The organism is Lederbergia citrea (assembly GCF_018343525.1).
Taxonomy (GTDB): domain Bacteria; phylum Bacillota; class Bacilli; order Bacillales; family Bacillaceae_C; genus Lederbergia; species Lederbergia citrea.
In genome coordinates this window covers 398,921-422,123 of record NZ_JAGYPH010000003.1, presented here as the reverse complement: position 1 = coordinate 422,123, position 23,203 = coordinate 398,921, and the positions used below count along the sequence as shown (strand labels likewise).

Annotated in this window: 19 protein-coding genes; 9 read left to right on the top strand and 10 right to left on the bottom strand. The window is 41.1% G+C overall.

Annotation, left to right across the window (positions count from 1 at the left end; all coding sequences use genetic code 11):
- Positions 1-713: 713 nt before the first annotated feature.
- On the bottom strand, positions 714-1,571 hold the full coding sequence (locus KHA88_RS16540) for an MBL fold metallo-hydrolase (protein WP_213108384.1): 858 nt from the start codon (positions 1,569-1,571) through the stop codon (positions 714-716).
- A 146-nt stretch (positions 1,572-1,717) separates the two neighbouring features.
- On the opposite strand from KHA88_RS16540, the gene KHA88_RS16535 reads away from it, so the two are divergent.
- Together KHA88_RS16535 and KHA88_RS16530 are read left to right on the top strand one after the other, a co-directional pair.
- The gene (locus KHA88_RS16535) at positions 1,718-2,590 is read left to right on the top strand and encodes a putative RNA methyltransferase (protein ID WP_249313263.1); all 873 of its coding nucleotides are present in this window, start codon (positions 1,718-1,720) and stop codon (positions 2,588-2,590) included.
- Positions 2,591-2,671: 81 nt separating this feature from the next.
- Complete coding sequence (locus KHA88_RS16530) at positions 2,672-4,819, top strand: type IA DNA topoisomerase (RefSeq protein WP_213122524.1); 2,148 nt, start codon at positions 2,672-2,674, stop codon at positions 4,817-4,819.
- 46 nt (positions 4,820-4,865) lie between these two features.
- Here KHA88_RS16530 and KHA88_RS16525 read toward each other — a convergent pair whose 3' ends face one another.
- From KHA88_RS16525 to KHA88_RS16510, 4 genes are all read right to left on the bottom strand, one after another.
- Positions 4,866-6,125 (bottom strand): glycoside hydrolase family 18 protein, encoded by a 1,260-nt coding sequence (locus KHA88_RS16525; protein ID WP_213122523.1) that lies wholly within the window; start codon positions 6,123-6,125, stop codon positions 4,866-4,868.
- A 273-nt stretch (positions 6,126-6,398) separates the two neighbouring features.
- Positions 6,399-7,106: a HoxN/HupN/NixA family nickel/cobalt transporter gene (locus KHA88_RS16520; protein ID WP_213122522.1), complete on the bottom strand. Its 708-nt coding sequence runs from the start codon at positions 7,104-7,106 to the stop codon at positions 6,399-6,401.
- Positions 7,107-7,209: 103 nt separating this feature from the next.
- The gene (locus tag KHA88_RS16515) at positions 7,210-7,818 is read right to left on the bottom strand and encodes an alpha/beta hydrolase (RefSeq protein WP_213099075.1); all 609 of its coding nucleotides are present in this window, start codon (positions 7,816-7,818) and stop codon (positions 7,210-7,212) included.
- Positions 7,819-7,833: 15 nt separating this feature from the next.
- Positions 7,834-8,802 (bottom strand): ring-cleaving dioxygenase, encoded by a 969-nt coding sequence (locus KHA88_RS16510; RefSeq protein ID WP_213122521.1) that lies wholly within the window; start codon positions 8,800-8,802, stop codon positions 7,834-7,836.
- Positions 8,803-9,273: 471 nt separating this feature from the next.
- Here KHA88_RS16510 and KHA88_RS16505 point away from each other — a divergent pair, with 471 nt between their 5' ends.
- Together KHA88_RS16505 and KHA88_RS16500 are read left to right on the top strand one after the other, a co-directional pair.
- Positions 9,274-9,930, top strand: a complete 657-nt coding sequence (locus tag KHA88_RS16505) for a potassium channel family protein (protein ID WP_213122520.1) — start codon at positions 9,274-9,276, stop codon at positions 9,928-9,930.
- Between the two features lie 2 nt (positions 9,931-9,932).
- Positions 9,933-11,252 (top strand): TrkH family potassium uptake protein, encoded by a 1,320-nt coding sequence (locus tag KHA88_RS16500; protein WP_430413670.1) that lies wholly within the window; start codon positions 9,933-9,935, stop codon positions 11,250-11,252.
- A 34-nt stretch (positions 11,253-11,286) separates the two neighbouring features.
- On the opposite strand, the gene KHA88_RS16495 is transcribed toward KHA88_RS16500, so the two are convergent.
- The 4 genes from KHA88_RS16495 to pxpB form a co-directional block, all read right to left on the bottom strand.
- A complete protein-coding gene (locus KHA88_RS16495) occupies positions 11,287-12,696 on the bottom strand; it encodes a glycoside hydrolase family 18 protein (protein ID WP_213122519.1) in 1,410 nt (469 codons plus the stop codon).
- A 429-nt stretch (positions 12,697-13,125) separates the two neighbouring features.
- Positions 13,126-13,881 carry a LamB/YcsF family protein gene (locus tag KHA88_RS16490; protein ID WP_213099080.1) on the bottom strand — a complete coding sequence of 252 codons (756 nt, stop codon included), beginning with the start codon at positions 13,879-13,881 and terminating at the stop codon, positions 13,126-13,128.
- The gene (locus tag KHA88_RS16485; protein WP_213108378.1) at positions 13,874-14,845 is read right to left on the bottom strand and encodes a 5-oxoprolinase subunit C family protein; all 972 of its coding nucleotides are present in this window, start codon (positions 14,843-14,845) and stop codon (positions 13,874-13,876) included. Before KHA88_RS16485 ends, KHA88_RS16490 begins: the two co-directional genes overlap by 8 nt.
- The gene (gene pxpB / locus KHA88_RS16480) at positions 14,842-15,537 is read right to left on the bottom strand and encodes a 5-oxoprolinase subunit PxpB (protein ID WP_213108377.1); all 696 of its coding nucleotides are present in this window, start codon (positions 15,535-15,537) and stop codon (positions 14,842-14,844) included. The genes KHA88_RS16485 and pxpB overlap by 4 nt, the downstream gene beginning before the upstream one ends.
- A gap of 83 nt (positions 15,538-15,620) precedes the next feature.
- Here pxpB and KHA88_RS16475 point away from each other — a divergent pair, with 83 nt between their 5' ends.
- Together KHA88_RS16475 and KHA88_RS16470 are read left to right on the top strand one after the other, a co-directional pair.
- Positions 15,621-16,526, top strand: coding sequence for a dienelactone hydrolase family protein (locus KHA88_RS16475; RefSeq protein ID WP_213122518.1), 906 nt, complete (start codon positions 15,621-15,623; stop codon positions 16,524-16,526).
- A 199-nt stretch (positions 16,527-16,725) separates the two neighbouring features.
- Positions 16,726-17,283: an AAA family ATPase gene (locus tag KHA88_RS16470; protein WP_213108375.1), complete on the top strand. Its 558-nt coding sequence runs from the start codon at positions 16,726-16,728 to the stop codon at positions 17,281-17,283.
- Between the two features lie 378 nt (positions 17,284-17,661).
- Here the strand turns inward: KHA88_RS16470 and KHA88_RS16465 are convergent, their stop codons facing one another.
- Positions 17,662-18,534 (bottom strand): undecaprenyl-diphosphate phosphatase, encoded by an 873-nt coding sequence (locus KHA88_RS16465; protein WP_249306133.1) that lies wholly within the window; start codon positions 18,532-18,534, stop codon positions 17,662-17,664.
- Between the two features lie 235 nt (positions 18,535-18,769).
- Between KHA88_RS16465 and KHA88_RS16460 the strand changes: the two genes are divergently transcribed.
- From KHA88_RS16460 to hpaE, 3 genes are all read left to right on the top strand, one after another.
- Positions 18,770-20,110, top strand: a complete 1,341-nt coding sequence (locus tag KHA88_RS16460) for a hemolysin family protein (RefSeq protein ID WP_213108374.1) — start codon at positions 18,770-18,772, stop codon at positions 20,108-20,110.
- A 125-nt stretch (positions 20,111-20,235) separates the two neighbouring features.
- Entirely contained in the window at positions 20,236-21,141 is a 906-nt protein-coding gene (gene hpaI, locus KHA88_RS16455; RefSeq protein WP_213122517.1) for a 2,4-dihydroxyhept-2-ene-1,7-dioic acid aldolase, read from the top strand.
- A gap of 544 nt (positions 21,142-21,685) precedes the next feature.
- Positions 21,686-23,188, top strand: coding sequence for a 5-carboxymethyl-2-hydroxymuconate semialdehyde dehydrogenase (hpaE, locus tag KHA88_RS16450; protein ID WP_430413676.1), 1,503 nt, complete (start codon positions 21,686-21,688; stop codon positions 23,186-23,188).
- Positions 23,189-23,203: the final 15 nt, after the last annotated feature.

The following is a 23,203-nucleotide window of genomic DNA, read 5'->3' as shown; positions in this document are numbered from 1 at the left end:
CGACATAAAAAAACAAAGGCTGCAGCCTTTGTTTAGATTGTAGACAAACTCGAGATATTGTCTACAGTCTTTAATTTTAAATAGGATAGAGCAGGTTTTCCAAAGCTTACCGCTCGCTTTCCGCGGGGCGAGCGCCGAGCCGCTTCGTCGCTACGCTCCTGCAGGGTCTCGGCTGTCTCGCATTTCCCGCAGGAGTCGAGCGAACGCTCCTCCTAACCAATAATTCATCCTTCTCGATAGCATTTTGACCATTATCATGACAATATTTATCCTTAACCTGTGGAGACTTCTATGTTAATAAAGAGGAAAAAAAGACGAAATATGTCGTTGCACTTGACGTAAGTATGGGGAAAAGTACAATCGTTGTCTATGATGATAGTCAACGTTGTCATCACGAAGGGAGTTGGAACACACTGTATCAGGTTTTCAATCATTAAAGAAACGCATAGATTACTTATTAAAACAGGCAGAAAATCATAACGTTGATTTTTATGACCATTTAAAAAGGCAACCCCAGAGTAAGCCTCATTATATTGTAAATACGTTGATTGGAGCGGAAGGCACGAAGACTCCTGCGGGAGATGCGAGATAGGCAAGACCCCACAGGGCGAAGCCCGAGGAGGCTTGCCACTCGCCCCGCGGAAAGCGAAGTGCCTGAAGTGGAAATCAACAGTATTAATAGATCCTCACATTAACAAAGGCTGCAGCCTTTGTTAGTGTGAATGTTTATCTATATATTTGCCATGGTCAGGAATGGCGATCTGATCGAATTCCTCAACAAGCTTTTTTAAACTGCTTTCTAACAATTCACCTGACATTGGTAAACCATGACCCGTTATCGCTGTTTTTGGTTTTAAAGCCTCCAACTTTTTGACCGATTCAAAGGCTGCCGCCCAGTCAGGGGTAAAATATCTTGGAGGGCCGCTAATTTCTTGTTCTTGCGTCAATACTTTATAAAGATATTCTTGTTTAACGGTAACAAATGCGTCACCAGCAATCAAAGCCCTGTCTGCTTCCCTGAAAAACGATACATGTCCAGGTGAATGTCCGGGCGTATGAATCCAACGGAATTCTGGCAGATGAGGAACACTTCCATCTGAAGGAAGCTTTTCTACATTACTTCCTAAGTTAATCGGTTCATTCGGGAACATAGGTGACATTTTAGCGACCATTCCACCTTCAACAGTGGGATCTGCTTCTGGGTAACTCATTTTCCCTGTAAGAAAAGGAAGTTCTAATTCATGGGCATATACGGGAATACCCCAATGTTTAACTAAATCGATGATTGCTCCAACATGGTCAAAGTGACCGTGAGTTAATAAAATAGCCTTCGGACGACTATTTTCTCCAAAACGGTTCTCTATTGTTGTAATTATTTTATCAGCCGAATTCGGCATACCCGCATCAACTAATACAAAATCTTTAGAATCAGGTTTTCCAACTAGGATGATATTAACAATTTGAATGGTATGACAGTATAAATCGGGAAGGACTTCGATTCCATCACCACTATTTACTGATGTCGCCGGAATGTATTTATAGTCATTTCCGTAAGAAAGATCTTTGTTCACTAAAAAAACTCCTTTGGATAATTTTAATGATAGATAGGTTAGTTTTTCGCTATACATATTATTTATACAAAAAGGAAATCGACTAAACTCTAGGCGCGGATGAATATAAAATAATGTTATGATAAAGGACAAGGGAGGTCATAATTTTGTCCCAACAGAGCAAAAAAGAGATTGCCGCCAAAATTATTTCGAAACATGCGCATTTTTTTAGATGTCCGATTTGTTCCAACCAGATGTCTATGGACAATGATCACACACTCATTTGTATAAAAGGACATAGCTATGATTTGGCAAAAAAGGGCTATATCCATATGCTGGCACAATCGATTAATACGAAATATGATAAAGCTTTATTTCATTCCCGGCAAAAAATCGCTGAGAGTGGATTTTTTCACCCGCTCGTAGAAACAATTGGGAAACTCATTGAAAAGGAAATCGGCCAAAACCATGGTACTGCGATTTTAGATGCAGGATGTGGCGAAGGGTCGCATTTAGCACAAATTCAAGATTATGTGGCTAGTGACACCATTGGATTTGGTGCGGATATTTCAAAAGAAGGCGTCCAGCTTGCAGCAAGTAAATCGACAAAAACGATTTGGCTTGTCGCTGATTTGGCAAACTGTCCTCTCGCCAGCGATAAATTTCCATTCATTTTAAACATTTTATCTCCATCTAATTACGCTGAGTTTGACAGATTACTTACAGACGATGGCTTTCTCATAAAAGTAATTCCGAACCAAGATTATCTAAAGGAATTACGAGAAGTTTTCTATGAGGAAAGGGAAGCCTTTGATAATGAAAAAACTTTGGCAAGATTTGAAGAGAAATTTGATTTGGTAAATTCACAAAGCGTCCGTTACAGTACTCATTTGGAACAACCGCTTTTAAATGAGTTGGTAAAGATGACCCCATTATCCTGGTCGGCAAATGAGAAGAAGCTGAGAAGAATGAGCGAAATGCTTTCAATGGATATTACCGTGGATTTAAATATTTTAGTCGGAAAGAAAAAAAGTGAATAATGCTATTACAAAAATACACGCCATCGTTTACAATGATAATAAACGAACGTGTGTTTTTATTTTGATGAAGGAGAGAAAAACATGCAGGCAATTGTAGCGGAGAAAGCATTGCAAGCCCAAGCTTTGGCAGCGCCATTCAAGCATTCAAAAAAAGGAACGCATATTGAGATTGCGCCATGCGGGATGTTTCCCCAAGGTGCGCTAATGACTTGGTGCAGCGGGCATTTGTTTGAAATTGCCGAGCCGCATGTGATGGATGCTTCCTTGAAAAAATGGCGGCTTGAGACTCTTCCGATGATTCCAGATTCATTTAAATATAAAGTGATCCCATCTAAAGCGAGTAGATTCAAAGCAGTGAAGGCCGTTCTGACAGACCCAAGAGTTAATGAAATCATTGCTGCAGGAGACCCGGCACGCGAAGGGGAACTGATTGTACGACTCGTCATTCGCATGTCCGGCGTAAAAAAGCCAATGAGACGGCTTTGGGTAAATAGCTTGACACCAAAAGCGGTAGAAAAAGCGTTTCAAAATTTATTGAGGATTGAATCGACCCAGCCACTCTATTTTGAGGCGATGGCCAGAAGCTACGCGGATTGGCTGATCGGCATGAATGCAAGTCGTGTTTACACTTTACTGATTCAATCGAAAGGTGTGGAGCGTTCCGTCTATTCCGTTGGACGTGTTCAAACGCCAACGCTCGCCATGATTGTGAATAGGGAGAGGGAAATTCAAGAATTTGTATCGAAACCGTTTTTTGAAGTAGTCGCGACCTTTAATATGGATGGGAAAATATATGAAGGAAAGTACACGATGGAAAATGGCACACGGTTTGATAAGAAAGAAGATGCTGTTGCCATTCAGGAAGCGACGAATGGAAAAGAGGCCCTCATTGCAGAGGTGAAGATTGAACGAAAACATGTGCAGCCGCCTGCCTTTAACAGCTTATCTACTTTGCAGGCACTTGCTAATAAACGCTTCAAATTTTCTCCGAAAAAAACCTTGGAAGTAACCCAATCATTGTACGAAAAGTCTTATGTGACCTATCCGCGTACAGACAGCAACCATGTGACAAAAGGGGAAGCTGAAGTTTTTCCGGAAATTTTGAAAAAGCTCGGAGCACTAGAACCATACCGGGAGCTGGCAGCGAAAACATCGCGTTCTATTTTATCGGACAAGCGGTATGTAAATGAAAAACTTGTTTCAGATCATTACGCCATCATCCCAACAGAGAAAATTCCGCCTTTAAATAGATTGAGCAATGATGAACAGAAAATATACGATATCATTGCCAGGTCCTTGATTGCCGCTCATTATGGTCCGGCGATTTTTTCCCACACAAGCATTCAAACAAATGTTAGTGAGCATAAGTTCATGACGAAAGGTAAACAACTTTTAACACCTGGTTGGCGAACTGTAATCTTTGATGATCAAAAAGAAGAAGATGCGCTGCTTCCAGATGTGAAAGAAAAGGAGCAAGGAGTCGCAAATCCTGTCAAAGTGACAGAAGGAAAAACGACTCCCCCAAAACGTTTTACGGAAGGCGAGCTAATTACAGCAATGAAAAATGTGGGCCAGTCAGTGGAAGATAAAGAAGTAGGCAAAGTGTTGAAAGCTGTGTCGGGTCTTGGGGAGGAAAGTACACGCTCCAATATTATCGAGCGCCTGAAACAGCTGGACTATATTGAAATAATCCAGCACCGGGTCGCTCCATGCCAAAAAGCGTTTATTTTAATAGATGCAGTAAAGGATACTTTGCTCGCATCGCCGGAACTGACAGGGCGCTGGGAACAGCGTTTAAAGGAAATAGGACAAGGGGAGGCACCACCTAAAAACTTTATCGACCAGTCAAAGAAGCTCGCTGAAAAACTTGTCCAAGATGCCATTCAGCAATCTGCGTCATGGGATATGAAACAGTATAAGGCGGCGGTAAAAGCGGATCAACAGCTCGGACCATGTCCTATATGCGGTGCGGGCGTTGTCGACAAAGGGAGGATTTACGGCTGCTCTGCGTATAAAACAGCGAGTTGCAAATTCATATTGACAAAGAAACTGCTTGGAAAGTCATTAAGCGAAACGAATGTAAAAAAACTGCTTGATAAAGGTAAGACAAATCTAATCAAAGGATTTAAAGGAAAAAAAACATTTGATGCATACATCGTATGGCAAGATAAGCGGGAAGGTAGTATCCAGTTTGAATTTAAAAGGAAAAGGGAGAGAGTAAAGAAATAAAATCTGTCAATCTAAACTACGAAAGGAAAGAGACGATGAAATAAATTTAAATCACCGTCTTTTTGCGAAAATACTCATTTATTAAATTGTCGGATTGAGGGAACTGCAATGCTAGTTGCCATGCGCCTACACCTCTTAACTGATAGTCGAATACCAGTTGATATTTTTTAGCCCGGGCCTTTATATCCTCGAACCAGACAATATGGTAATTTCCGGTTTCATCGCGATAGGAAAAATACGGCTGCTGGTATTGAATGGAATACTGAATAGGAACCCGATATCTCATGGCAATATTGATTGAATCAGATATGGAATGGGCCCGAGCGCTAACAACCTTTCCATTAGACATGGTCCAGTCGTATCCATAACGGGCAACACCAAGAATTATTTTATTCCTGCCCATAAACCGAAGCGCATACTCGATCGTTTTCCTTACTTCAATAATTGGAGCGACAGGGCCGGGGGGACTGCTTGCTTCATGCCAGTCATAGGCCATGATAAATACAAAATCAACTGCTGCTCCAATTCCCCCATAATCATATCCTTTTAGCCACGGAATTTGATCATCCGTTTTGGCTGGAACAGCTGCGGATGTAGAAAAGCCTTCTGGTCTTAAACGATTTCTGATCGCGTGTAAAAAACCGCTGTATAAATCTCTTTCACTTTCACGGACCCGCTCAAAATCAATATTAACTCCAGCGTATTTTTTACTTTTAACCAAATTGTAAATATTATCAATGACTTTCTGTCTTAAAATCGGGTTATTTAAAATTCGTTTTGTTAATTCAGAGCTAAACCCACTTGCAGTTAAATTGGTTATGACGGCAATAGGTGCTACCCCATTTGCTCTTATTAATGTAACGAGATTTTGATCATTTAAAGAACTTAAATTTCCGTCTTCAAGAATATGGTATTCAAATACACCGAAATACGAATTTAGTGAAGCGAAAGTTTGAACATTGACCCGGTTTTTTTCTGGTGTTGAGGGCACTAAATAACTGAAAGTTTCAACCAAATCCTTTTTTCTTGGGGGCAAGTACAAACTCATACCGATCATTAATACATCTGTATGAAGACCATTGAAAAGACGAATGGTTTCTATGGGAACTAAAGCCATTTGGGCAATTTTATAAAGTGAATCGCCAGGTTGAACAATATATACGGTTGAAGGAATCAGTAAATCCTGACCTGGCACCAATTGATCCGTTTGTAAACCATTGATGATCCGTACGCTATTCATTGGAATCCGATATTTATTCGCAATGGAAAAAACAGAATCACCTGACTTCACAACGTAAATAAACATATTTCACCCCCATGGTTATAAGCGGTTCCAGCTATTTGATATATATGACACTGATATTTCATTCATGATAGCTACGGACTTGCGAGTATCAATGTATAAAAAAACATGCAACGCCTACTTGTAGCGGCACTGCATGTCAATAAATTATTTATCCAATGCGGTTGTAACAATATTGTGTACAGACCACCAACAAGCTTATTAATTCCGATCATTTTTCGAACTTGTATCATTGGGGTATATTATAGCTCCTGTTTTTAGATACGAGGCAGAGGATTAATTAATCCAGAGTTTGAATAATCCTTCCGTTATCCCTAGAGTGTACATATAATAAATCCCGAATACGGTACTGATAATTCCGGTCAATTGGGCAAGTGGTCTATTTAGACTGCGTTTTTTAGCGCTTAGCGCAAATGGTATCCCAATAATGGTTGTAAAGAATAGCATCCCAACAACGGTTCCCATCCCGAACACGACGATATAAATAGCACCTTCCCACACCGTTTTTACAGTACTCATCGTTAATAGAACCATTGCACCGCTTCCCGCCAAACCATGAACTAAGCCAATTAATAAGGATTTCGTATAGGATACCTTCTTTTTATGTTGATGTTCATGCCGCCCACTATGTTTATGGGAATGCAAATAGTGATGCGGTACCTCATCATGCTTATGCCGATGGATATTTTTAAAAGAAATGATCGTTGTTATGCCAAGATAAACGAGCATGATCCCTACTATAAATTCTAGTGATAACTCCCACTTCAGAGGTATTTCATCCTTCATAAGAATGAGAATGATCCCGACGATAAATAATGTTGCTGTATGCCCAATTCCCCAAAATACCCCAGCTAAAGAGGCACGAGATAATTTTTTACTTTGGCTGGCGATTGTAGAAACAGCGATTACATGGTCCGGCTCAATTGCGTGCTTAATTCCAAGAACAAATCCCAAAAATAAAATAGATAGTAAACTGACCTCCACATATATCCCCACCTATAACTTGTTTACTCATATGTATTGAGGGGGAGGTTTACTTATTACAATCAAATGAAAAAAGCCGCTAAATGCAGCGGCCATAACAAACCTATTTGGACAACTTTTTAAACCACTCTGCAGACTTTTCAACTTCTCCAATTGTCAATTGATGACCGTGGTTTTCCCAATGAATTTGCACGTCTGCACCAGCCGTTTGCAAAATTTCGGTAAGCTCTTCCGATTCTTCCGGCGGGCAAAGGGGATCGTTTTTTCCAGCACCGATAAATACGTTAATGTCTGATAAATCCGGCAGGTCTATCCCACGTCTTGGCACCATAGGGTGAAATAGTATTGCACCTTTCAAGCTGTCTTGAAAATGAAACAATAAGCTGCCTGCAATATTTGCTCCGTTTGAGTAGCCAACGGCGATAACGTTATTTCTATCAAACTGATATTCTTGGGCGCTGTCATCTAAAAATTGTTTTAATTCTTCAGTGCGAAAGATCAAATCTTCTTCATCAAACACACCTTCTGCAAGCCTGCGGAAAAAGCGGGGCATTCCATTCTCCAAAACATTCCCTCTCACACTTAAGAGAGAGGAGCCTTCCGATATCATTTTTCCAATCCCCAATAAATCCTGTTCTGTTCCACCTGTACCGTGCAAAAGAAGCAGGGTAGGGGCGTTAGGATCTTGCCCCTGTTGAAAAATATGCTTCACTCAAATGACCTCCAATTATTTTGTTTGTAAAGGTTTTAAATGTGCTTCAATTTCATCACGCTGCGGCTCGAGGAACGGAGGGAGTGCAAGTGATTCACCCAAGTGATCAATATGTTCATCCGTATCAAAACCTGGTCCATCAGTCGCAAGTTCAAAAAGAATTCCATTTGGTTCCCTGAAATATAATGAACGGAAGTAGAAGCGGTCAACGAATCCCGAATTCGGGAATCTCGCGTTACGAATATGGTCGATCCAATTGCGCAGTTCTTCGTCATTTTCAACACGGAATGCAACATGGTGTACTCCGCCGCGCCCTAAACGTTCTGGTGGAAGATCGTTTCTTTCTTCCAGGTGGATTTCTGCTCCACTGCCGCCTTCGCCCGTTTCATAAACGACAATATCAGGTTGTCCAGCTACATGGTTTGGATACTGTCCTTTTAGACGGAATCCCATCAACTCAGTCAATACTGCGGCAGTTGGCTCTGCCATACGTACTGTTAGTTTCACTGGTCCTAATCCTGTGACACTGTGATTTTGTGGCACCGGGCTCTTTTCCCAAGGCGTCCCTGAAGCAACACCTTCATTATTTTCATCAGAAACAAGAATGAGGCGTTGGCCTTCTGGATCCGTAAATGCTAATGTTGCACGATTAGCTCGCTCAGTGATTTCCTCATGATCGATTCCTAGTTCTTCAAAACGCTTTTTCCAAAAGGCGAGTGCTTCATCATTTGCTACACGAAGCGAAAGGGCGGAGATACTGCTGACGCCTTCATGATTCGGTCCAGCATTCGGGATTTCAAAAAATGTGAGTTCCGTACCCGGATTACCTCTTTCGTCCCCATAAAAAAGATGGTAGACAGATGTGTCATCCTGGTTCACTGTTTTCTTAACGAGACGGAGACCCATTACTTTTGTATAAAAATCTAAGTTTAATGCAGCATTTGCTGTCATTGCGGAAACATGGTGTATACCTTTTAATTCCATATGAAAAACCTCCTATAAGGTGTATATTCCCATACTTTGGAGAAAATATATCTCGAATTCAAGATAATTGTAACGTAAAGATTACCACTTGTCAAAAGTAAGTAACTATTCATTTGTTCTTATTTTTTAAGGGAACTATAAAATAACACTGTATGGATAAGTTGCAAAAAAGTTAGTAGTCTTCCAGCTCCAGCGCCTAGCCCCTCGAGGCCCGCACGGAAGCGGGTCCATCGGCGTTGCCGCAGGACGCGGCGCTCTTAGCCGATGTTCCTAAATAACCTGAGGCAATAAAAGTCAAGATCGGACTTTTTTTGCCTCAGAACATTTGCTTGTCGGGGCTATCAAGGCGCTTTCGCTTTTGTTTGTGTCGAATCGAGGGAGAAAAAAGTGTTTGACAACTAGCGATGATAGGAGTAGGTTTATTCCATAAATCTTTGTAGAGTAAGGGTCCAAACAAAGGAGGAAGTCATCGTGAAAAAGCAATTTGCAGTGATTGGTTTGGGCCGTTTCGGCGGTAATTTGGTAGAGGAATTCAGTCGTTTAGGTGTGGAAGTTTTGGCGATTGATAAAAATGAGGAACGCGTTGAAAAGTATAGTAAATTTGCAACATTTACAGCGCAGATCAACGGAATTGATGAGCACGCCTTAGTACAATTGGGGATTCGCAACATCGACCACGTCATCGTATCTTTTGGTGGCAATATTGAAGAAAGTGTACTCACGACACTATTATTGAAAGAACTAGGAGTTAAAGAAGTTTGGGTAAAAGCGACCAATGTTTATCACCAAAAAGTGCTTGAGAAAATTGGAGCCGATAGGGTGATCCATCCTGAACGTGATATGGCGATAAAAATTGCTAATAAGGTCACTTCGGAAAAGATTATTGATTATATCGAGTTGTCTAAAGAACATAGTATTGTGGAAATTATCGCTACATCAAAGTTAAATCATAAAACGATTATGCAGTTGGATGTTCGTGCAAAGTACGGATGTATAATCATCGGTATCCAAAGAAGGAAAAATTTGATCGTCGCTCCTGGTGTTGATGAAATGGTTCTGGAAGGAGATATGTTAATTGTAATGGGAAGAAACGAGCATATTCATAGATTCGAAGAAGACGGAGTATGATGATGTTCAAAAAAACGATGCATATTAGTCCATCGCGATTATTAATTCTTGTATTTTTTAGTTTTATTACTCTAGGAACTCTACTATTAAAGCTGCCTATCGCATCGATAACTACAATATCGTGGATAGATGCATTGTTTACTGTCACATCCGCCGTAACCGTTACAGGACTTAATACAGTCGACGCCAGTGGGACATTTACAACATTTGGGCAAATCATCATCATGATCCTTATTCAAGTGGGCGGCCTAGGTATCATGTCCTTTTCCGTGCTGATTTTTATTATGCTTCGGAAAAAAATTGGCTTGAAACAAAGAGTGGTTATGCAGCATGCATTAAACCAAATTTCAATTGGCGGCGTGATTAAACTTGTCCGCAATTTATTTGTTTTTTCATTTGCAATTGAAGGAATCGCAGTCATCATATTATGCTTAAAATGGGTTCCAGAGTATGGCTTTGGTAAAGGGATTTACTTTAGTTTTTTTCACTCTATTTCCGCGTTTAACAATGCAGGATTCGCCTTATGGCCGGATAATTTATCCCGCTATGTAGGCAGTCCAGTTGTAAATCTCGTCATAACGAGTTTGATTATTATTGGCGGTATTGGTTTTACAGTGATATCCGATCTTTGGTCCTCAAAGAAATTGAAGTATTTGTCTTTGCATTCAAAATTAATGATCTTTGGAACTTTGTTTGTAAATATTGTTTCAATGCTCATTATTTTTTTACTAGAGTTCCAAAATCCACATACAATGGGAGGGTTAGATACAGCTGATAAATGGTGGGCATCATATTTTCAAGCCATAACTACGAGGACGGCGGGCTTTAATACGATTGATATCGCGGGATTGGAAAATTCAACTGTTTTATATATGCTGCTTCTCATGTTTGTTGGTGCAGGGAGTGCATCGACTGGGGGCGGGATTAAGTTGACTACGTTCCTCATTATTTTATTAGCTGTAGCAACTTTTTTAAAAGGGAAAAAAGAGGTCACCTATTTAAATAGGACGATTAACCACGCCCATATATACAAAGCACTCGCAGTCACGATCATTAGTTTACTATTTATATTTTTTGCTTTATTCATATTGAATGTTACAGAGGATTTGCCTTTCATGCAATTGATGTATGAAGTTGTATCCGCTTTCGGAACGGTGGGCTTATCAATGGGGATTACCGCTTATTTGAGCACTGTTGGAAAAGGCGTCATTATTTTCATGATGTTTCTGGGGAAGATTGGTCCATTAACATTAGCTTTTTCTTTGGCAAAGCCGGATCAATGTAAGGTCCGCTATCCGCAAGAGGATGTGTTAATTGGATAACTGTTAAGGGGTCAGTCTAGGCTGACCCCTTTCGTTATATTTTTCTCACACGGAAGTTATCTTCAAGCAGCAGCCAATTTTGCGGGAAAGGGTAGCCTAGCACCCAATAGCTGACGCCACGCAATCCATAGTCTTTTACTAAATCAAATTTGGCTTGGGCGCTGCGGGCGTCTTCAAACCAAACTTCATGTTGGCGGCCCTGTTCATCTGTATAGCGGAAAAATGGCGTTTGAGCTGTTTGGTTATATTGAATGGCGACTCCATATTTTGATGCGCGCCTGACTGCCTCCTGCATGTCAAACGTTTCTGCTTCTTGTCCTTGAACATGTGGCAGCACCCAGTCACGGGCATAAAGCTGGAAGCCCATGAAAATCTTATTTCGTGGAATGACGGTAACGGCGTAATCGATCACTTGCCTCATCAAATTGAGCGGTGAGATCGCTTGCGGCGGGCCAAACCGGTAACCCCATTCGTATGTCATTAAGACAACGAAGTCGACAATTCTCCCATGTGCCGCGTAATCATGTGCCTCATATAAAAGCCCTTTCTGTTCACCGCTCGTTTTCGGCGCGAGTGCGGTTGAAACAAAATACCCGAGTGGATGCAGTCGGTTGACCGCCCGCTGTAAAAATTGATTGTACAGTTCCCGATCTGTTTGCCGTACATTTTCGAAATCGATATTTAAACCACGGTAACCTTTTGCTTTCATCGTATTAATTACATTTGTAAGCAGCTTTTCCTGCAGTTCTGGGCTTGAAAGGATGGTATGTGCTAATTTTGTACCCGGATCCTTAAACGTGAAATTCGTAATGCACATAATAGGAACTACTTGATTTTGTATTGAAGCTTGAATGGCCTCGGCATCTTGAATGGTTCCTAATCCACCGTCTTCAAGCATTCTATAACCAAATGGTGACATATACGTCAAATGCTCGCCAACATCCCGGATTTCTTTTCCACCTTCAGCACCCATATTAATAATGTATGCATTCACATCAGCAGGCGGTTTTGGAAATGGAATGATTAATACTGTGCCAACACCTATTGCATTCGGTTGCTGAATTCGATTCATTTTGATAATCTCCCGGGCGGTTGTTCCGTAACGCTGGGCAATTTCCTGCAAAGTTTCACCTGCCTGGACTGTGTGGGTGCGAGGGGGGATGATGAGAATTGTCCCAACATTGATCATCGCCGTATTTGTAAGATGATTTGCCTGAACAATTGCTTCGAAAGAAATACCATATCTTTGTGCGATTTGCCAAAGCGTTTCACCGCGTCTTACTGTATGATGGGTTGCAGCGATCGGGATCACAAGCGCCTGCCCAATTAATAAACGATCTGGATTCGGCAATTCATTTGCAGCTGTAATTTGCTGGACCGTGCTGCCAAATCGGCTTGCAATGCTCCGCAAAGTTTCTCCACTACTCACCACATGTATAATCATATAATCCTCTCCTAAATAGGTCATATGAATAATGTATGCGGAGGAAAATGGCGCAAGACTAGAAAAAAGGCCGGCCCCATACCACTGATCAGGATGGAGACCGACCTTAAGGAGTGGGGTTTGGGAAGTCAGATAGTGGTAATCATGAAGCGCGTCGCAATCGATTTCCCTTGAACTAACTTTTTGCTAATTCACGGTCAATCGAATCGTGATCGATTGACCGTGACCAAACTATTTGTGTCTTCGCGGGTAATCGAATCGTAATCGATTTACCCTGAACTAACTTTTTTCCTCTTCACGGTCAATCGAACCGTAGTCGATTTCCCTTGACCAAACTATTTTCGACTTCATGGTCAATCGAACCGCAATCGATCTCCCTTGAACTAACTAATTTCCTCTTCACCGTCAATCGACCAATCCCTTTGTCGATTATCTAGCTAGAATACTAATGTTTTCCTTAGCAAATGCTTCATTAATTTTTTTAGCGAAATCCAAGGCATTCGGTCCGTCTCCATGAATGCAAATGGTATCAGCCCTAATAGAGAAATCTATACCTTCCACTGATGAAACCCGCTTTTCTTTTACCATTCTCACTACTTGAAAAATAGCAGCATCGACATTTGTAATGAGGGCATTCGGATTCTGCCTCGATGTTAACGTGCCATCATTTTGATATGTACGATCTGCAAATACTTCGTTTGCTGTATGCAGTCCAATTTTTTCACCTGCTTTTATCAACTCACTGCCGGCTAATCCATATAAAATAATCTCGTGATCCAATTGATATACCGCCTCAGCAATTGCTTCCGCAAGTTTCTCATCAACAGCTGCCATATTATAGAGCGCGCCATGCGGTTTCACATGGCGAAGCTTTCCGCCTTTGGCAGTCACGAATGCATTTAATGCACCGACTTGGTAGAGAACGAGTTCGTACGCTTCACGAGGGGAGATTGCCATCACCCTCCTGCCAAATCCTTGAAGATCAGGCAAACCGGGATGGGCTCCGATACTTACTCCATTTTCCAGTGCCAGCTTTACTGTCTTATTCATCGTGGAAGGATCGCCAGCGTGAAAACCGCAAGCGATGTTGGCTGATGATATATGCTTCATGATTTCTTCATCGTGGCCAAGTGTGTACTGTCCAAAGCTTTCGCCTATATCACAATTCAAATCGACTTTATACATTTGCATCATCCCTCCATTTTAATTGGAATGCTAATTTTAGCGCCGCCAACTCACGATGCTCATCAATCAAGAGTCGTTGGGCTTCTTCTAATGTGACTTCCTCAAAACGCAGTTTATCACCCGGTCTCATTTGACTTAAACGGGGGAGATCACAGCGGATGACTTCTCCAATCTTTGGATATCCACCAGTGGGCTGACGGTCAGCCATTAAAATAATTGGCTGTCCATTTGGTGGAATTTGAATCGAGCCGAATGCCGTTCCCTCGGTTGTAAGTTCCTTTTTTTCAATTAAATCGATCGCTGGTCCACCATTTAAACGGAATCCCATTCGATTGGAATCCGAACTTATTGTATAAGAAGATTCAACAAATTGTTGTTTTGATTTATTTGTGAACCAATCATTTTGGCGCCCTTTTATAAAACGAATCGGGCCATTAGTCTGAAAATAATTTTCAAATGTATGTGATAAACCCCAATTTACCTCTTTATGCACGAGTGGTTTATTAAGAGGGAGAAGATCCCCTGACTTTAAGACTTGTCCATTCAAACCGCCAATCCCTGCTGGCACAAATGTGCTATGGCTTTGTAAAACTTTATCGATTTTGAATCCACCTTTTACAGACAAATAGCAACGGACACCGGATTTCGCTGCTCCGAATTTCAAAAAATCTCCGTTTCTAACTTGAACGGGTTTGCCATGTTTCACAGTCTTACCGTTTAGCTTAGGAGACATATTAGCACCGAAAATGGCGATGATCGCATTTTCTTTAAACTGGAGAGTGGGTCCGATGAGCGTCATCTCTATTACTGCTTCATTTTCATCATTACCAAGCACGATGTTTACCAGCTTAGCCGCCATCTCGTCCATAGCTCCGCCAACCGGAATGCCAAAACGTTGCCATCCTTGCCGACCCAGATCTTGAATCATTGTATACATTCCACTTTTAATTACTTTAATACTCATGATTTTTCCTCCCAGGCAGCATAGTCTTCTTTGCTAATTGGTACAAAGCGAATTTGGTCGCCTGGTAAAATAAGAGTCGGAGGGTTGGCATTGACGTCAAAGAGCTGCAATGGTGTGCGCCCAATGATTTGCCACCCACCCGGTGATGTTAGAGGGTAGATTCCCGTTTGACCACCAGCGATTCCGACAGCGCCTCCAGGTATTTTTAAACGCGGAGAGCTTCTGCGGGGAGTAGAAAGTTTTTCATTCATCCCTCCTAAAAAAGGGAATCCTGGTGCAAATCCAAGAAAATAAACGTGATACACATTATCACTATGAAGCTGTATAACCTCGTGTTTAGTTAAACCATTTTGCTCCGCAACAAACGCAAGGTCAAGAGCAAAAGGCTCCTCGTAGCAAACGGGAATTTCTACTATTTTAGCTTTGCGTGCAGTTTGTTGATTTTTTATAGGAAGATTTTGTAGCGCATTTTTTACAGTTTCATATGGAAAATCGGTGCCTACCGAAACAGGGTCGTAAAAAATAGTTAAGGTTGTATATGCTGGAACAGCTTCAATAAAACCAGGAAAGGGGTTTGCTTCAATAGCATATTGCCATTCCAAAATCAGCTCATTTTTTTCCAAACCGATTCCCTCGCCAAAATCAATGACAATAGCACCGTCACCGAGTGGAGTGAAAGAAATATTTTTCATTACTTGCACCTACCTTAAGGAAAATCCATTTATTTGATGGTAACATTTAATAAAAGCCCTTAACAAGAAGGAGATGATTTCCAATGAAAGCGGAAGCACGCAGGAAGGAATTATACCAATTGCTTGGCGACTTACCACCAAGAAGTCAACCCATTTCTTCAAAAAAACTAAAAGAAGAGGTCTTTCCTCACTACATATTAGAAGAATGGCTGCTCGATTTAAATGGAGTGGATGCAGTACCAGCTTATTTTGTACGACTTTTAAAAGGAGAAGGGCCATTTCCAACTATCCTGTTTAATCATTCTCACGGCGGAAACTATGTACTTGGTAAGGATGAATTGATTCACGGCAATCATTATTTGCAAGATCCTCCGTATGCAGAAGAAATGGCGAAACTCGGATATGCTGTACTTTGTATTGATGCTTGGGGATTTGGTAAAAGAAGAGGTAGAACGGAAAGTGAGCTTTTTAAGGAAATGCTTTGGAAAGGCCAAGTGCTATGGGGAAATATGGTGTACGATGGTTTACGTGCAATTGACTTTTTATTTTCTCGTCCTGATGTGGATACACATCGAATTGGGACGATGGGGATATCGATGGGCAGCACGATGTCTTGGTGGCTTGCAGCATTAGATCCGCGGATTAAAGTATGTGTAGACTTATGTGGTTTATGTGATTTTCAAACATTAATAGAAGCCCAAGGATTAGATGGGCATGGAATCTATTATTTTGTTCCAAATCTCCTTAATCATTTTACAGCATCAGATATTAATGCATTGATCGCTCCGCGTCCACATTTGAGCCTCGCTGGAAATTATGATCGATTAACACCATCACGAGGGCTCGACATTATCGATGAGCAGTTGAAGGCTGTTTATAAGGAACATGATGCAGAAGATGCTTGGAAGTTAATCCGATATAATATCGGCCATTTTGAAACAGGGGATATGAGAGTCGAAATAAAATCATTTTTGGAGAAGTGGTTATAGATGAAGAACAGAAATCTTATCACGAGAGGGGGGGAGATTTTCGTTTAGTTTAAATATTCAAAATAAAATATTGTTTATTTTCAAAGAATGATAGAATAAGGAAAATGTTGGGTGACAACTCATAGTGCACATAAGAAATGTGATTTTACAATATTAAGGGACCTCAGATCACGGGACCTTTTTTTCTAAAGGAGGATTTATGAAATTTATTCTAATATTTGGGCCGCAGGCTGTCGGGAAAATGACAGTTGGACATGAATTAGAAAAAATCACAGAATTGAAACTTTTTCATAATCACATGACGATTGACTTAGTCCAACCTTTTTTCGGCTTCAGCGCTGAAATGTGGAGATTATCAAGTTTATTTCGTCATGAAATATTTGAAGCTGTTTCTCGAAGCGATTTGCCAGGATTAATTTTTACTTATGTTTGGGCTTTAGACCAGCAAGGAGACTGGGATTATGTCGATAAAATCTGTAATGTTTTTGAATCCAAAGGTGCAGTTGTTTATTTTGTGGAGCTTGAAGCAGATATTGAGGAAAGGCTTGAGCGTAACAAGAGCCCACATAGATTAGAACATAAACCGACAAAAAGAAACATTAAAGAGTCTGAACATCATTTAAGATCGACGATGGAGAAGTATAGGTTAAACTCATTGGAAGGAGAAATCACAAAAGAAAACTATATAAAAATAAACAATACACATTTGAGTGCAGAAGAAGTTGCTAAAGTTATCAAAGAAAAGTTTCGCTTATAGAAGAAAAGAGAGGTTATTAAAAAGGTTGTTTCCTAGGATGTTCATGAAGACAGGAAACCTTTCAAAATAGTAAAAGCTTTCCTCATTGATTGTTCATGAGTACAGAGATCAATGAAAATAAGACAAAGGTGGAATCATGAAGCGTTCATGAGTACAGATATCTTTGAAAATAGGACAAAGCTGGAATCATGAAGCGTCCATGAGTACAGAAATCTATGAAAATAAGAAAAAACTGGAATCATGAAGTGTTCATGAGTACAGAAATCTTTGAAAGTAGAACAAAGCGGGAATCATACGTTCCTGTGTCAGCAACCCCATTCAAACCATCATTATATAGTATAAAAAAGCCTTCCCAAATTTAGGAAGGCTTTAATCATATTACATCATATTTATGTAAACAATCCCCAATACGACCGCAAGCACAATCCGGTAAATAGCAAACGGCAGCAATTTGATGCGGCTGATCAATGCTAAGAAAAAGCGGATTGATAGCCAGGCGAAGAAAAAGGCACTGATAAAACCGACAGCAAAAAATGGAATGACGTCTGTCGTTAACATGTCCATTTTTTTAAGTAATGAAACAGCACTGGCTCCGAACATGATCGGCACAGCCATAATAAACGTAAAATCAGCTGCAGCTCGATATTTAAGCCCCATTAGTACTCCGCCTGAAATCGTTGCACCAGAGCGGGAAAAGCCAGGCCATAAAGCAATACATTGGAACAAGCCAATCAAAAGAGCCTGTTTATATGTAACTTCGTCGATTGAAGCAGCTTCGAAATGTTTATTTTGCTTTTTAGCTTGCTTCGTTTTCCAGTCAGCTAAAATCATGAGGAGTGCACCTGCTATCAAGCCAATGAGAACAGTTTCCACTCTAAATAAATACTTGTCGATAAAACTTTCAAACGTAAAGCCGAACACTACTGCAGGCAGGAGCCCAATAATGACATGCGTTAATTTTAAACGCGATTTTGACTTTGTAACAGGTACTATTTTTTCTGAGCCACCGATGTTAATACCGACCAAGCTCCACAATCGGGACCAGAAAACGATGACAACAGCCATGATTGATCCAAGCTGGATCACGACTTTAAAAGTGTTGGCGACTTCAGGTGAACCTAATAGTTCCGCTGATTTCAACAGCATATCATCAACAATAATCATATGACCTGTTGAAGACACAGGGGCAAATTCTGTCAAACCTTCTACAATTCCAAGAATCAAAGCGACAATTAAATCCCAAATATTCATAGATAAGTCCTCACTTTCATTACAATGTATTATTTTACATTTCTTTATGGAAAAAGAAAAGGCTTCTTAATCCCAAATCTATCACATATTTTAAATTAAAATAAATATATTTTAGTATTATGAAGATGGGAAGTCATATAGTATAATAATTTTTAATAATTGTTTTTCCAGGTAACTGGTTGAACAAATTCAAAAAACGCAGGAGGTGTACACCTTTCATTGAAAGGTGAACCATTTGGACATAGTCAGTTTACTCTTAATTGCAGTATTGATTGTTTTAACCGCATTTTTCGTAGCGACGGAATTTGCCATTGTCAAGATTAGAAGTTCGCGCATTGATCAGCTTGTAGAAGAAGGTAAGCCAGGAGCAAAAGCGGCAAAGCTTGTTACTACACATATGGACGAATATTTATCTGCGTGCCAACTGGGAATTACGATTACAGCACTTGGAATCGGGTGGTTAGGTGAGCCCGCTATAAAAAGTCTGACAGATCCTATGTTTGCAAAAATGGGCATCGATCCAGCTGTGTCACACATCATTTCTATTGCGATTGCCTTTTTAATCATTACCTTTCTACACGTTGTCGTCGGGGAGCTGGCACCGAAAACAGTGGCCATTCAAAAAGCAGAAATGATTACATTACTTTGTGCAAAACCAATTATTTGGTTTTATCGGATTTTGTTCCCGTTTATTTGGATTTTGAACGGTTCTGCTCGTTTAATGGTGCGAATGTTTGGTTTCAAACCGGTATCAGAACATGAAGTATCCCATTCTGAAGAGGAACTTCGAATCATCTTGTCTGACAGCTACAAAAGCGGTGAAATCAATCAAGCAGAATTGACGTATGTAAATAACATTTTTAAGTTTGATAATCGTATTGCTAAAGAAATCATGGTTCCTCGTACTGAAATGGTTTCTCTTTCAACAGAGGAAGATATACAAGATTGGATGCGTATTATTAAAGAAGAAAAACTAACACGTTACCCAGTCTATGAAGGCGACAAAGATAATATTGTTGGAATTATCAATATTAAAGATATTTTAATGGCGCAAATTAAAAACACTGGGCCTGATACAGACATGAAAATAACTCGTTTTCTAAAGCCTGTCATTCTGGTAATCGATACAATTCCCATTCATGATCTCTTGCTGAAAATGCAACAAGAGCATACACATATGGCAGTATTGTTGGATGAATATGGCGGTACATCAGGACTCGTAACGGTTGAAGATATCATCGAAGAGATTGTCGGTGAGATCCGCGATGAATTCGATACAGATGAGATTGCGGAAATTACTAAAATTAATGATGAACATTATTCGTTCAGCGGAAAAGTGCTTATCCATGAGGTGAATGATTTACTTGGAATCGATTTATCAGATGAAGAAGTTGATACACTTGGCGGCTGGATTCTATCGCAAAATTTTGACATAGCCATTAATGAAAGTATTCATGCGGAGGGCTTCACTTTTACAGTAAAAGAAGTTGAAGGCCATCAAATTCAATTTGTAGATGTTCGGAAAGCTGAGGTTTCTGTCGAAAATGACAGTTTACCCATTGAAAGTATTCCATAATAATGATCGCTCGCAACTTTAGCGGGCGATTACTTTTAGAAGTAGGGAGCATAAAATCATCAATGCTTCTATTAATATAATGTAAGCGGTTACCTAATGAAATAATGATTGGGGGATAACAGCGAATGGCATTTGAAGAATCAAAAATCAGGTTTAAAGGATCCATTTCACCAGTTATTACACCTTTCGAAGAAGATGAAAGCATAGATTTCAAGCTATTTAAACGGTTGATAGATTGGCATATCGAAAGTGGGAGCCATGGCATATCGGTTACAGGGACAAGCGGCGAACCAAGTTCATTAACCGTTGAGGAACGTGAACTTGTCATGGAAACTGCGATGAAAACGGTGGATGGAAGGGTCCCTTTTCTTCCGGGTACCGGCTCAGTCAACCATCGGGAAACCCTTCGTTTAACGAAGGCAGCCCAGGAAATGGGAGCAGATGGCGCGATGGTCATCGTCCCGTATTATAACAAGCCAAACCAGCAGGCTCTTTACAACCATTTTAAAACGGTCGCTAAATCCGTAGATATTCCCATTATCCTCTATAACATCCCCGGAAGAACGGCAGTCAATCTCGAAGTCGATACCATTGCGAGACTAGCAGAAGATTGTCCGAACATCATTGGTATTAAAGAATCCAACAAAGACTTCGAACATGTAAATCGTGTACTTTTAAAATGTGGACGAGACTTCAATTTATACTCCGGCATTGAATTACTCTGCTATCCAATGCTTGCGATCGGCGGAGCGGGACATATTAGTGCAACAGCAAACGTCGCTCCTCGCCAAGTAGCCGAAATCTATAATGCTTGGGCGGAGGGTGATGTAACACGAGCCCAACATATGCATTTTGAAATGATGCCTTTAAATGATGTGCTCTTCAGAGACACGAACCCAGCACCGGTAAAAGCAGCTCTAGGCATGATGGGGAAAATAAAGCCAGTATTACGCAAACCGATGGAGCTGCCATCAAAAGAAATCCAGCAGGAAATTCGGGAAACCTTGATGCAGTATGCGCTAGTTTTATAGGAAATCGGCGAGTGGCTCGTATTTTGGGCCGAGTGGCTTGAATCTGCGTGCGAGTGGCTCGTAAATTCTCCGAGTGGCTTGAATCTGCGCGTGAGTGGCTCGTAAATTCTCCGAGTGGCTTGAATCCGCGCGTGAGTGGCTCGCAAATTCCCTGAGTGGCTTGAATCTGGTCGTGAGTGGCTCGCAAATTCCCTGAGTGGCTTGAATCTGGTCGTGAGTGGCTCGCAAATTCTCCGAGTGGCTCGAATCTGGTCGTGAGTGGCTCTTAAATTCTCCGAGTGGCTTGAATCTGCGCGTGAGTGGCTCATAAATTCTCCGAGTGGCTTGAATCTGCGCGTGAGTGGCTCATAAATTCCCTGAGTGGCTTGAATCTGCGCGTGAGTGGCTCGCAAATTCCCTGAGTGGCTTGAATCTGGTCGTGAGTGGCTCGCAAATTCTCCGAGTGGCTCGAATCTGCACGTGAATGGCTCATAAATCACTTGATTGATCCGCAATTTCACCATAAAAAAGGAGGGTGATCCTAGTGGAACAAAAAACCGTAGAAATAACTAGTTTGCTAGCGCAATCCCAACAAGCAGACGTCAAGCTTTATATCGATGGCAGGTTTATGGAAGCGCAAGACGGAGAATACTTTGAAAATCGGTCGCCGTTTACAAATGAGGTGATTAATCGCATTGCTAAAGGTGGCCAAGTTGATATTTACCAGGCTGCAGCTGCTGCGAAACATGCATTCAAGCATGGCCCGTGGGGTAAGCTGAAAGTTGCTGAGCGCATGGTTTATATTGAGCGGATTGCTGATCTAATTGATAAGGAGGTTGAAGAGATTGCTATTTTAGAAGCTTTAGATACAGGCCTACCAATTAGCCAAACAAGAAAAATGGTATCACGAGCGGCGGAGAATTTCCGTTTTTATTCCCGTATGGTTCAGACAAGAATGCACGGGGAAGCGTATATGCAAGATGATGAGTTCCTGAACTACACTGTTTATAAACCGCTTGGGGCAGTCGGATTGATCACGCCATGGAACGCTCCGTTTATGCTGACGACTTGGAAGGTTGCACCTGCGCTCGCAACTGGAAATACGGTCATCTTAAAACCGGCAGAATTATCGCCGCTTTCAGCGAATAAACTGGCTGAAGTGATCCATAAAGCTGGTCTTCCGAACGGTGTATTTAATGTCGTGCACGGGTTTGGTGAAATAGCGGGCGCTGCCCTAGTTGAAAACACGGAAGTGGAAGCAATCTCCTTTACAGGTGAAACCACAACCGGCTCCACCATCATTAAAAATGCAGCCGATTCTTTGAAGAAAACATCAATGGAACTTGGAGGTAAATCACCGCTCATCGTTTTTGAAGACGCCGACTTGGACCGTGCGCTCGATGCCGCTGTATGGGGGATTTTCTCCTTTAATGGCGAGCGCTGTACAGCTAACTCTAGACTTTTTCTCCATAAAAATATAAAAGATGATTTTATTTCCGCCTTAAAAGAGAGGGTCGCCAACATAAAAGTCGGTAATCCAATGAATCCTTCCACCCAATTAGGTCCGCTCATTGATCAAGCTCACTATCAAAAAGTCACCGGTTATATAAAAATGGCAAAACAAGCAGGCTGCGAAGTTATTCAAGGGACAATCCCTGACGAATTAAAAGCAGGCAACTTTGTCCCGCCAACCTTACTCCTTAATGCTACGAACGATATGAAAATTAGCCAAGAAGAAATCTTTGGGCCAGTCATGGCAGTCATCGAATTTGAAACAGAAGCTGAAGTGATTGAAATGGCAAATGATGTGAAATATGGGCTTGCAGGATATGTCTGGACGAACGACATGAAGCGCGCGCATCGTGTCGCACAAGCTGTTGATGCTGGCATGCTGTGGATTAATGCGCAAAATGTGCGCGATCTTAGAATTCCGTTTGGCGGATCAAAAGCAAGCGGAATCGGCAGGGAAGGCGGCCATTATGCGATCTTAGAATTTTATACGGAACCAAAAGTGATTCACGTTGCGCTTGGCGAGCACCATATTCCACAATTTGGGAAGGAAAAATAGGAGGAGAGGGGAACC

Coding starts and splice junctions, on each gene's coding strand:
- pxpB (WP_213108377.1), bottom strand. CDS start 15,537: ATGAAAAATATTTCTTTCACTCCACTCGGTGACGGTGCTATTGTCATT.
- KHA88_RS16510 (WP_213122521.1), bottom strand. CDS start 8,802: ATGGAATTAAAAGGTATACACCATGTTTCCGCAATGACAGCAAATGCT.
- KHA88_RS16475 (WP_213122518.1), top strand. CDS start 15,621: ATGAAAGCGGAAGCACGCAGGAAGGAATTATACCAATTGCTTGGCGAC.
- KHA88_RS16485 (WP_213108378.1), bottom strand. CDS start 14,845: ATGAGTATTAAAGTAATTAAAAGTGGAATGTATACAATGATTCAAGAT.
- hpaI (WP_213122517.1), top strand. CDS start 20,236: ATGGCATTTGAAGAATCAAAAATCAGGTTTAAAGGATCCATTTCACCA.
- KHA88_RS16500 (WP_430413670.1), top strand. CDS start 9,933: ATGTTCAAAAAAACGATGCATATTAGTCCATCGCGATTATTAATTCTT.
- KHA88_RS16495 (WP_213122519.1), bottom strand. CDS start 12,696: ATGATTATACATGTGGTGAGTAGTGGAGAAACTTTGCGGAGCATTGCA.
- KHA88_RS16465 (WP_249306133.1), bottom strand. CDS start 18,534: ATGAATATTTGGGATTTAATTGTCGCTTTGATTCTTGGAATTGTAGAA.
- KHA88_RS16530 (WP_213122524.1), top strand. CDS start 2,672: ATGCAGGCAATTGTAGCGGAGAAAGCATTGCAAGCCCAAGCTTTGGCA.
- KHA88_RS16470 (WP_213108375.1), top strand. CDS start 16,726: ATGAAATTTATTCTAATATTTGGGCCGCAGGCTGTCGGGAAAATGACA.
- KHA88_RS16525 (WP_213122523.1), bottom strand. CDS start 6,125: ATGTTTATTTACGTTGTGAAGTCAGGTGATTCTGTTTTTTCCATTGCG.
- KHA88_RS16490 (WP_213099080.1), bottom strand. CDS start 13,881: ATGTATAAAGTCGATTTGAATTGTGATATAGGCGAAAGCTTTGGACAG.